The organism is Microcoleus sp. Pol11C2 (assembly GCF_036701505.1).
Lineage (GTDB): Bacteria > Cyanobacteriota > Cyanobacteriia > Cyanobacteriales > Microcoleaceae > Microcoleus.
Genome location: NZ_JAUBQX010000014.1, coordinates 24,813 through 37,317 on the forward strand (window position 1 = coordinate 24,813; position 12,505 = coordinate 37,317).

Annotated in this window: 3 protein-coding genes; 1 reads left to right on the forward strand and 2 read right to left on the reverse strand. The window is 48.3% G+C overall.

Going from position 1 to position 12,505, the window contains the following annotated elements; translation table 11 throughout:
- Positions 1-90: 90 nt before the first annotated feature.
- Positions 91-2,706, reverse strand: coding sequence for a bifunctional aconitate hydratase 2/2-methylisocitrate dehydratase (gene acnB, locus QUA42_RS10865; protein WP_333137303.1), 2,616 nt, complete (start codon positions 2,704-2,706; stop codon positions 91-93).
- Positions 2,707-3,168: 462 nt separating this feature from the next.
- On the opposite strand from acnB, the gene QUA42_RS10870 reads away from it, so the two are divergent.
- Positions 3,169-7,299, forward strand: coding sequence for an EAL domain-containing protein (locus QUA42_RS10870; protein ID WP_333137304.1), 4,131 nt, complete (start codon positions 3,169-3,171; stop codon positions 7,297-7,299).
- Positions 7,300-7,721: 422 nt separating this feature from the next.
- Here QUA42_RS10870 and QUA42_RS10875 read toward each other — a convergent pair whose 3' ends face one another.
- Positions 7,722-12,281 (reverse strand): PAS domain S-box protein, encoded by a 4,560-nt coding sequence (locus QUA42_RS10875; protein WP_333137305.1) that lies wholly within the window; start codon positions 12,279-12,281, stop codon positions 7,722-7,724.
- Positions 12,282-12,505: the final 224 nt, after the last annotated feature.

Genomic DNA, 12,505 nt, shown 5'->3' on the forward strand with positions numbered 1-12,505 from the left:
CGATCAATATCGTGGACGTGAATTAGAGATGCAGGCGTGAACCCCTACTCCTATTATAAACAAAGGGCGGGCCATAGCCCGCCGCACTTTTTACTTGCTCAACACACCATCTGGAATTCCCAAAATATCCTCAATTCGAGGCATATCTTCCAAAGCAATCACTCTGCCTTCATCCTCAAAACCTGCAATTTGATCGAAATTCAAATACCGATACAAATCACCCGCAAAAGGATCGATTCTCTTCGACACAATGTCATTGTATTCTTGGACTGTGGGAATGCGACCTAACAGCGAACAAACAGCAGCCAATTCCGCAGAACCGAGATAAACTTGTGCATCTTTGCCCATGCGGTTGTTAAAGTTACGAGTAGAAGTTGAAAACACCGTTGTCGCATCTTTAACCCGCGCTTGATTGCCCATACAAAGACTGCAGCCGGGCATTTCTGTACGCGCTCCAGCAGCTCCAAAAATGCTGTAATAACCTTCTTCTTTGAGTTGCTGTTCGTCCATGCGAGTTGGGGGACAAATCCACAGGCGAGTTTTAACCTCCCCTGCACCTTCCAACACCTTCGCTGTGGCGCGGTAGTGACCGATATTTGTCATGCAAGAACCGACAAATACTTCGTCAACGCGATCGCCCGCAACCTCACTCAACAACTTAACATTATCCGGGTCATTGGGAGCAGCCACAATGGGTTCTGTAATCTCGTTCAGATCGATTTCGATGATTTCAACGTACTCCGCATCAGCATCCGCCTCCATCAGCACCGGATTTGCCAACCATTCCTCCATCTTCGCCACCCGGCGCATCATCGTCCGCGCATCTTGATAGCCCCGCGCCACCATGTTTTTCAGCAGCGCAGCATTGGAGCGAATGTACTCGGAAACAGTCTCCACACTCAATTTAATCGTACATCCAGCGCAAGAACGCTCTGCCGACGCATCGGTCAATTCAAAAGCCTGCTCAACCTTCAAATCGGGCAAACCTTCAATCTCCATGATCCGTCCAGAAAAGATGTTTTTCTTGTTCTGTTTCGCGACGGTTAGCAAACCTTTTTGAATTGCTACATAGGGAATTGCATTCACAACATCCCGCAGCGTTACTCCGGGCTGCAATTCGCCTTTAAACCGCACTAAAACTGATTCCGGCATATCCAAAGGCATAACGCCCAAGGCCGCAGCAAATGCCACCAATCCCGAACCCGCAGGAAAGGAAATTCCCAAAGGAAAACGAGTGTGAGAATCGCCGCCAGTGCCGACTGTATCCGGCAATAACATTCGGTTCAGCCAAGAGTGAATAATGCCGTCTCCGGGGCGCAAAGCTATGCCTGCTCGCTCTGCCATGAAATCGGGCAACTCATGGTGAGTTTTTACATCCACTGGCTTCGGATAAGCGGCGGTGTGGCAGAAACTTTGAATAACCAAATCAGCGCTAAATCCCAAACAAGCAAGTTCTTTCAATTCGTCCCGAGTCATTGGCCCGGTGGTATCTTGCGAGCCGACTGTTGTCATTACTGGTTCGCAAGATGTACCGGGACGAACGCCTGACAAACCGCAAGCTTTGCCTACCATTTTTTGTGCTAAAGTGAAGCCTTTTCCCGTATCTACTGGGATTGTGGGACGGGTAAAAATAGTGCTAGGTGCTAGTCCTAAAGCTGCGCGGGTTTTGTCGGTTAAAGTTCGTCCAATTAATAGCGGAATTCGGCCACCTGCGCGAACTTCGTCTAGAATTGTGTCGGGTTTGAGGGTGAATGTGGAGATTATTTCTCCGGCTTCGTTGGTAATTTCGCCTTGGTATGGATGGATGGTAATTACCATTCCTGTTTCCATTTTGGAGACATCGCATTCGATCGGCAAAGCGCCGGAATCTTCAGCGGTATTGAAGAAAATCGGGGCGATCGCACTTCCTAAAATATAACCGCCACTGCGCTTGTTCGGCACAAACGGAATATCATTCCCAATGTGCCAGAGTACGGAATTAATCGCCGATTTCCGTGACGAACCGGTACCGACAACATCACCAACATAGGCTACGGGATGACCTTTTTGCTTCAAGTCTGCAATGGTTTGCAAAGCTCCTGGCATCTTACTTTCTAGCATCGCCAAAGCGTGTAGGGGAATGTCCGGTCGCGTGGTAGCATGAGGTGCAGGCGACAAGTCATCAGTATTGGTTTCTCCAGGAACTTTGAAGACTGTAACGGTAATCGCTTCTGGCAATACAGGACGGCCTGTAAACCACTCGGCATCCGCCCAAGAATCGACTACCTGTTTGGCGTAGGGATTAGTATCAGACAAAGCTATAACGTCGTGGAAAGCGTCGAATACTAACAACGTTTTGCTCAGTGCCCGGGCGGCGGTGGCGGGAATGGCGATTTCGGCAGTAGGATTGAGCAAATCGATTAAAGATTGGACGTTGTAACCGCCCATCATTGTCCCCAGCAGGTAAACTGCCCATTTGGGAGCAATTAGGGGGCTGTGGATTTCGCCTTTAGCAATGCCAGTTAAAAAACCAGCTTTGACGTAGGCGGCGCTGTCTACTCCTGGCGGGACGCGATCGCGCAATAATTCTATTAAGGTCTCTTCTTCTCCAGCCGGCGGATTTTTCAGCAGTTCACACAGTTCCGACGTTTGCTGGGCGTCTAGCGGCAGGGGTGGAATTCCCAAAGCGGCCCGTTCGGCAGCGGTACGGCGGTAAGATTCAAGCATTTCTCCTCTCTCCTCGGATAGTATTCGGTGGTTGTTTGTAGGTGACTTTACTTTTTAGATTAGGAGCTTCCGCTGCACATTGGGTAAAGTACCTCGCTCTTATCAAAACTTAACGCAACTTTAAAAACAGTAGATTTTCATACCAAAGACAGATGTGGTCTTTAACGGGAGAGCAGCGTATCAAACTTCAGCCGAGCAGTTTAGGGGCCTTCAGTTGCATAGTTCTGGTTAAGATTAATGTGTTGTGGGCTACTGTAGATCCTCCTCTGCATCTGAAATCGTCATTTACCAATAATCTGGACTGTTTTTAGTTCGTAGTTTGAAACCCTTGATTTTCCGTTGGTAGCTCGATTGGCGAATCGCCTTGAAACTTTTATTCTACGACTGCTAATTAAAAACCGTCCGCAGTATTGATTGACCACAAGTTTAAAAAAGTTGTCCTGCTAATGGATCGATTAAACAATGGAAAGTTTTATCCCTGAAAAGTCTGAAGACTGTCACGGCTGGGCGTCCAAGCCAGACTTGTACAAAGAGCTGCAAGGAACCAAAGAATTACTGCTGACGATCGCCAACTCGATGCCAATACCCCTGGTCGTGAGCAGTCTGGCGGACGGCACAATTCTTTATAGTAACGATTTATGTCGTCAGGCTTTCGGGTTCACAGGATTCAAGTCGATCGACCGCCAAAAAGCCGAAATGCTCTACCACAAACCTGCAGAGCGCCAGGAATTGCTGTTGCGGCTCGCCCGCAACGGACACGTCCGCGAGACAGAAATCCGGCTTAAAAAAGCTGACGGCACGCTGTTTTGGGCAAGTGTATCGATGCGGTATCTGACATTGGTGTCGGGGAAAGCTGTTCTGTCGGTATTCAGCGACATTACGGATCGGAAGCGAGTGGCCGCCAAGGAGCAGGAATTGCTCACGTCAATTCACTCGCGGGCCCGCCAGCAAGCGGCCGTCGCTTACTTGGGGCAGCAGGCTCTGGCCGAAACAGATTTGTCCGCACTGATGGACAAAGCTGCGGTTTTAATTGCTCAAACCCTGGACGTTGATTATTGCCAGGTATTAGAACTGTTGCCCTCTGGTCATGCTTTTCTGCTGCGAGCGGGGGTTGGCTGGCAGCCGGGCCTCGTCGGCAGCGCTACTGTTGCCGCTTCTGCCCGATCGCAAGCAGGTTACACATTGCTAGTGGGCGAACCGACGATCGTCGAAGATTTACGGGTGGAAACGCGCTTTAGCGAGTTGCCGCTACTGCATAACCATCGGGCAGTCAGCGGCGTCACTGTAATTATTCCCGGCAATCGGGGACTGGGGAGGAACTGGGGACAAGCAGAACCAGCGAACAGTTCATCCTCGCCGGCCTGGGGAATTTTGGGGGTTCATACCAGCCAAGGGCGGGTTTTCAGTCAAGATGACGTTTATTTTGTAGAAGCGATCGCCAACGTGTTAGCTGCGGCGATCGAGCGCATTATATCGCAAGAGCGCTTACAAATGATGGAACGGGCGATCGAAAGTTGCAGCAACGGCATTGCAATCACCGACGCCACCGTTGCAGATAATCCGATTATTTATGTCAATCCCAGTTTTGAGCGGATTACGGGTTATCGCAGAGACGAGTTAATGGGGAAAAATTGCCGATTTTTGCAGGGTACAGACACTGACACCCCCGCTGCCAAACAATTGCGAATTGCGATTGAAGAAGGCAGAGAATCTCAAGTTATATTACGAAACTTTCGGAAAGACGGCACCCCTTTTTGGCACGAACTGTCGATCGCTCCAGTTTACAACTCGCGGCGACACTTAACCCACTTTATTGGAGTACAAACAGACATTACCGACCGCCAGCGTTCGGAAGAAGAATTATTTTTAAATTCTCAAGCTTTAGCAGCATTTAGCGCTAATCTCAAACACTTGCATCGGATTACAACTTATCATTATCAAAACTTTGAAGAACTGGTTGACGATTATCTAACAGCAGGCTGTTTGATGTTTGGACTTTCTATGGGCATCATGGCTGAAGTTGACAACGAGACTTTTATTGTCAGAGCAGCGAAAAGCGATTTAGAATACTTCGTGCGAGGCTTAGAGTTGAACCTCAGCGATACTTACTGCGCGGCAGTCATTAAACTTAACAAAACAGTTGCGTATTCTCATATAGGCTCAGATATTGAGATGCGCGAACATCCTGCTTATCAGAACTGCAAGGCGGAATCTTACATTGGAACGCCGATATTTGTTAACAATAAAACTTACGGCACGTTGAGTTTTAGTTCGCCAGAAATAAAGAAAAAAAAGTTCAAGTACGAGGAAATAGAAATTATAGAATTGATGGCTCAAAGTATTGGCAAAATTCTGGCGGTTCACCAAATGGAAGTCGAACGCCAGCAAGCTGAAAAAGAGCGATGCGAGTTAATAGTCTCTCTCAAAGAAAGTGAAGAACGCTATCGCCGTTTAGTAGAACTATCTCCCGAAGCGATCGCCGTTCACAGTCAAGGGAAAATCGCCTACATCAATGCTGCCGGCGCGAAACTCCTCGGTGCGAACTCTCCCGATGCGCTAATCGGCTTTCCCATATTGCATTTCGTCCATCCAAACTATGTGGAAATAGCCACAGAGCGCATTCGGCTAGTCGAGATAGAAAATCAGCCGATCGACCTTGCCGAACAAAAACTGATGAGGCTCGACGGACAAATAATAGACGTTGAAATGGCCGGCATCCCCGCTATTTATCAAGGCTCGACCGCTGGCCAGATTATTATCCGAGATGTCACCGAGCGCAAGCGAGTAGAACGGCAACTGCTGCACGGCGCTTTTCACGATGCGCTGACGGGTTTGCCCAACCGGGTTTTGTTCATCGACAGGCTAGGACAAGCCATCCGCCGATCCAATCAGTCCCCCGATTACAAATTTGGTTTACTTTTCCTAGATTTAGACCGCTTCAAAGTAGTTAATGATTCTTTAGGACACGTTTTAGGAGACAAACTGCTAATCGCCCTCGCGGAGCGACTGCAAACGTGCGTCCGGGTTTCTGATACCGTCGCCCGACTGGGGGGAGACGAATTCACCATCCTGCTAGACCACATTCAGAGCCTCAGTGACGCCACCCTCGCAGCTAAAAAGATACAAAAAGAACTGACGAAGCCGTTTCATCTCGAAGGACACGAAGTATTTACCACTGCTAGCATTGGCATTGTTTTCAGTCGAGGCGAAGCCACCGCCAGTGGCGAATTAAATTCGTACACTCACCCAGAAGAATTCCTACGCGATGCTGACATCGCTATGTACCGCGCTAAAGCTTTGGGTAAGGCCCGCCACGAAGTGTTTAATTTGGCGATGCACGACCAAACTATGTCGCTGTTGCAGTTAGAAACTGACCTGCGGTTGGCTATTTTGGGCAAGGAGGAATTAGGAGAGAGCAAGGATCAACGTTCGCACTTTATTGTGCACTACCAACCGATTGTTTCGATCGCCAGCGGTGCGCTCGAAGGTTTTGAGGCCTTGGTGCGCTGGCACCACCCAGTTCGGGGTCTAGTTCCGCCGTCTACTTTTATTCCTGTAGCTGAAGAAACAGGTTTGATCGTGCCTCTGGGAGCCTGGGTGTTGCGGGAAGCTTGTCAGCAATTGCGGATTTGGCAAGAAATGTTAACCGAGCAACAGGGAAGAAGTCCCATCGAATTCGGAACAAGGCCCTTCGACTCTCTTCGGCTGCACTCAGGGCGAGTCGCTCAGCGTAACAAGAAGGAAGAAAGCGCTTCGACTTCGCTCAGGGTAACAACAGAGAAGAGGGCAACGGGCAATGGAGGGAATTTAACTGATGTAACAGATACAGGGAATGAGGAACACGGAACTTTTACTGAGCCTAGCCCCAATATTGGTCACAGGGAAGAAAGAATCGGTAAAAAATTACCAATTCCCAGTTACCAATTCCCGATTACTGATTTCCACTCATCTATTACCCATTCCCCATTCCCAATTACCAATACTTCGGCTACGTTCAGTACAACTTCCCAGGTACCAATTCCGAATTTTAAATTACCTATTATTGATCCTTCGCAATTAACAATGAGCGTCAATCTCTCTCCTAAACAGTTAGGTATGCCGAATTTAATCGAGGAAATCGATGACATTTTAGCAGAAACTGGCTGCGATCCGAGCTGTTTAAAATTGGAGATTACTGAAAGCGCGATCGTGGAAAATGTGAAAAAAGCCAATATTGTGCTAGCCCAATTAAAAGCTAGAAATATTCGATTGTCGATCGACGATTTCGGTACTGGCTATTCGTCTTTGAGTTACTTGCACCGTTTTCCGCTGGATACACTGAAGATCGATCGATCTTTTGTGAGCCGCTTGGGGGCTGTCGAAAACGGTGACGACGGGGGTCAGCCTTTGCAGATTGTGCGGGCGATCGTAACTTTGGCTCACAATTTGGGATTGAATGCGATCGCCGAAGGTGTAGAGACAGCCGAACAGTTATCACAGCTTCGAGAACTCGACTGCGAATTAGCTCAGGGATATTGGTTTTCTAAACCTTTGGACAGTTCAGCAGTGACAGAAATCCTGATAAATCTCGGTAATATAGCCATTATGGACTGAGTGAGGTACAGATTGGTAAATAGTGCCTCACCCCGTGAAGACATTTTTGCTACAAACTCACAATCTCAAAACTGATGCACCAGGGAATAAATGGTGCATCAAAATTAGATTTTCGGTGTTCATATCAAATTGGTTAGCATCGGAATTCTTCATCTGCGTGAATCCGCATTAATCCCTTGTCATCTGCGGTCAGAAAAATTCTCTTTTTTAAACCGCAGATGAGGGCAGATTAACACAGAGTAACGCAGATGAATGAGATCAATTCCGGTTGTACCGTCCCTGATTACTGATTGTTGAGTAAATTTTACGTCCGACGACGATGCTACCGGAATTGATATGGTTGAGAATTACAAAGCTGACGCACAGTAACACTTTCGCAATTGTTAATTGCCAATTAAAACTTACAACTTACCAATTCCCTATTAACAATTAGCTTTGAGGGGTATTTCGATCACCAATTCTGTACCCTGTCCCGGTGAAGAAGTGCATTTCAGCGACCCATTGTGTCTGTCTGTAACAATTTGATAGCTAATTGACAAGCCCATCCCGGTGCCTTTACCCACAGGTTTAGTGGTAAAAAACGGGTCAAAAAGCCGAGTGCCGACAGTCTCCGGTATTCCCGGCCCGTTGTCAGCAATCCGAATGATTACCTTGCCCGCTGGCGATATTTCAGTGCGGATGCGGATGTTGCTGGGCTGTTGCCGCATTTCCTCGGGAGAACGGCGCAGATCCCGTTCTTCCAAAGCATCCAAAGCATTGCTCAAGATGTTCATAAATACTTGATTTAACTGTCCGGCATAACATTCTACTAAGGGCAGTGGAGCGTATTCTTTAATCACCTCAATTTCTGGATGATTGTGTTTAGCTTTGAGTCGGTGCTGCAAAATCATCAGCGTGCTATCTATGCCGTCGTGGATGTTGACTGCTTTCTTTTCCGCTTCGTCCATGCGGGAAAATGTGCGGAGAGAAGCAACAATTTGTTGAATTCTGTCGGCACCGACTTTCATTGAAGAAAGCAACTTTGGCAGGTCTTCCATCAGAAATTCGAGTTCTATATTGTCTACTTCCTCTTGAATTTCCGGGACTGGATTGGGATAGTGATTTTGGTAAAGTTCGATCAGGTGCAGCAAGTCTTGAGTATAGTCGTTGGCGTGGGATAGATTGCCGTAAATAAAGTTAACTGGATTGTTAATTTCGTGGGCGACTCCTGCCACAAGTTGACCGAGACTCGACATTTTTTCATTTTGAATTAACTGCGATTGAGTGCTGGTTAATTTCTGCAATGTTTGCTCTAATTCGCGAGCTTTATTGCGAGTTTGGGCGTAAAGATCGGCTTGGTTGAGAGCGATCGCCAATTGAACTGTAATCGCTTGCAACAATTCTACTTCGCTGTCGCTCCAATGCCGCACAGAAGCGGAGTGGGAGCAGGTAACAACACTCACGACTCCCGAAAGTGCCTGCATCGGAATTGCCAATATAGATTGGTAGCCCATATAACTAAGAGACTTTCTCCAAACAGGGTCTGCGATTGCTCCGACATCATCGACTTGCAGCGTTTCTAGACGCAAGACAGTTTTTCCTAAAGCACCGAAGTCAGAAGCTTTATAGCAACCTGTTAAATCCGGAAGTTGGGGGAGGCGAGATTCTTTAAGAATTTCCCAGAAAGGTTCCTCCCCGTCGCCGCGATACCAGCTAAAGTTGCACCGATCGATCTGCATGAAAGCCCGAATTTCTTGGACGGCGACAGCAATAATGCTGTCGAAATCGAGGGAATTGCGGATTTGAGTAGTGAGGTTGTTGAGCAATTTTTCTCGCTCGGCTTGCTGTCTGAGTAGGGCTTCCGATCGCCTCAAGGCAATTTCTCCCCGCTTGCGATCGGTAATGTCTTCGGTAACAGCTAATAGATATTGCGGTTTGCCATCAGCATCGAGTATTGCTGTTTTCTTGGTATGAAATATCCGCGTTTCTCCTTGCCTCGTTTCAACCTCTTCTTCGGCGATTTCTACAATTTGCCCGCTGTTGAGCACTTCCCGGTCTTTGGCGGTGAAAAAATCAGCTTGTTTTGTTGGGAAAAAGTCGTAATCATTTTTGCCGATAACTTCTGCTGCACTGAAACCGAGCAACTCTTCGGCGGCCGGGTTCCACAGTACAAACCGCAGTTCTTGGGCATCCTTGGCAACCACTCCTACGGGTATGGTTTTGAGTACAGATTCCATAAACTGTTGGGCGTGTTGCAGTTCTGCTTCTGCCTGTTTGCGATCGCTAATATCTCGGACGTTGGCAATGATGCTGAGATTGCCGTTGAGATTAATTTTGGAAAGGGCAATTTCTGCATCAAAAGTTGAACCGTCCTTGGGACGCCTCGCTTTCCATTCCACGCGACCTGTTTCGCCTGCTAATACTCTTTCCCAAAGTTCTTCCATTTTTTCAATGGGATTGTCGTGTGTTGAATAGTCGTTTTTAATTGATAATTTTGTTGCTTGTTCCTGGCTCACTCCGTACATTTCTAACATTCGATTATTGACATCGAGAATGTTTCCTTCTAAATCGTGAATGAAGATAGCATCGTAAACATTGTTAAAGATAGTCCGCAGGTTTTGCTCGGAAACTTGCAGCGCTGCTTCTGCCTGTTTACGATCGCCAATTTCTTGTTCTAATTGGGTGACTGCTTGGGAAAGTTCAGTCGTGCGATCGCTCACTCTGTCTTCTAACTCGACTGCTGCTTGCCGCAGTCCTGCTTCGGCGGCTTTGCGATCGGTAATGTCGATCACCGTACCGAACAGTTTTACCACCTTGCCGTTCACATCGGTTTCGGCTTGGCCCACGGCGTTCACGTGTCGCAAAATGCCGTCGGGACGGTAAAGGCGAAAGTCAAAATCAAAGGGGATGCCTGTTGCGAGTCCCCGCTGGACTTGAGTCTGCCACACTTCCAAATCTTCAGGATGAATCAGAGCGACCTGTTCGGCTAGGTTGGGCACGCTTTCGGCCGGTTCGAGCCCGAAGATGCGGAAGAGTTCTTCTGACCAAGTGAGGGTTTCGGTGGCTGCGTCGAGTTCCCAATTGCCGACGTGGGCTACTCTCTGGGCTTGTTTTAGCTGTCGCTGGCTATTGCGAATGGCGGTTTCGGCAACTTTGCGATCGGTGATGTCGAGCAAAACGCCGCAAAATATTATTTCGCCGTTCTCGCTGCGGGTGGGCATGGAGTCACCCTGCCACCAGCGAATCTCACCGTCGGGCTTGACTAACCGCCCTTCGTAGTGCCAGGGACAAAGATTTTCTACGGCTTCGTTGACGGAAGCGAGGTGGCTTTCCGAGTCTTCGGGGTGGATGCGAGAAATGAATGTATTTAAGTCTCGCGTCATTTCTGCTGCTGTGACGCCGATGAGATCGAAGATGCGATCGCTAACGTAGTCAACTTGCCAAACTCCGTCCCGGTTGCAAAACTGGAACAAAGCTCCGGGGATGGTGGCCGCGATCGTCCGGAACCTGGCTTCGCTGGCACTGAGTGCGGCAAAAGTCTGGCGCAGTTCGGCCGTGCGTGCTTCTACTCTGCGCTCTAGTTCTGCGTTGGCGTGTTGTAAGGCTGCTTCTGCTCGCTTGCGATCGGTAATGTCGGTGGCTGTGCCCGTGGTGCCGAGGAAGTTTCCCGTTTCGTCGTAGAGGGCAATGGCGTTAAACATCAAATGTTTCATGCTACCGTCTTTGGCGATTTGGGTGGTTTCGTACTGGAAAATTGATTCTCCGGCAAACAGGCGGGCGAAAACTTCTAAATCTTTCTGGCTTTGTTCTGGTGTCACAAAGTCGGAGAACGGCCGACCGATCATTTCTTCTGGTTCGTAACCGTAGATGTACTTAACTGCTGGGTTGACGAAGGTATAGCGCCCGATCGCATCGACCGACCAAATCATGTCTTGGGAGGTTTCTACCAGGCTGCGGTATTTTGTTTCGCTGGCTTTGACGGCTTCTTCTGTTTTTTTGCGTTCCGTCATGTCACGGGAGACGCCGACAGTCATGACGATTTGGCCGTCTGCATTGCGGATCGGTGTTTTGACGGTGCTGAACAGCCGCACTTCTCCGTCGTAGCGCGTCACCGGTTCTTCGGAAATTTGCAGAGTGTGTCCGGTGTCAAATACGAAGGCGTCATCTCTGACGTACTGGAGAGTATTGTCGGGATTGGCGAAAGGTGCGTCTACGATGCCTTGAAGTTCCTCTTCAGTCGTGCCGTAATAGTTGCGGAATGCTTGATTTGCCCAAACAATTTTGGATTTGGGGCCTTTGACTAATACCATATCGCCGATCGAATCGAGAATTTGGTGATATTTTTGCTCACTGTCGCGGAGTTTCTGCTGCGCGGATTCGATTTCTGCTATTTGCCTCTGGGTTTGCAAGTGCAGTTCGGCTTGGTAGATGGCAACTGCTAAATGGTCGCCTACTTGTCTGGCAAATTCGATTTCGTCTTCTTGCCACTGGCGGGGTTGACCGCAGGAGTGAATGCACAGCAATCCCCACAAATGTTGCCCTTGCAGTAGCGGTACGACTAAGTTGGCCCGGATTTGAAACCGCTTGAGGATTTTGAGGTGACAAGGGCTCAACCGGGCTTTGTAGATGTCCGTGACTGCTTGAACGTAACCTTTGGTGTAGTTGGCTGCAAATTGTTCGCCGAAGCAATTGTCGCGGACTCTGGTTCCCAAAGAGGGGCTGTATTGGGGCAGTACGTCTTCGGACACTACTTCGCCCTCATTCCATTCGGATTCGGGAAAGAAGCGGTAGATGGCGACTCGATCGGCATTTAGGAGTTGCCGAACTTCGGTGGCTGTGATTTTGAATATTGTTTCTAAGTCTAGGGATTCACGAATTTTGCTAATAACTCCCATCAGCGCTTGCAGCTTTTTGAACCAGGTTTGAGACTGCGTTTCTCTTTCTAGGTGAGCTAGTTTCTCGCGCAGGTTGCTGACTTCGTGATACAGGTATTCATGAAACATAATGATTTTTATTTAGTTATTTTGCGGTTTGTTATCGAGGTTGATGCCATCTCAATAGCGCTCTGCAAGTTGAGCCTGGTAACTCAAAAAGGCAAAGAACATATTCTCCTCATTCTGCTAGCACTTAGCAGCTACTCACACTGCATTTCCGTATTTTTTCGAGATTTGGAGGTCTATCGACCATATTAGCTCCCGTATATTTACTGAAAAAGTTGCATAATTGG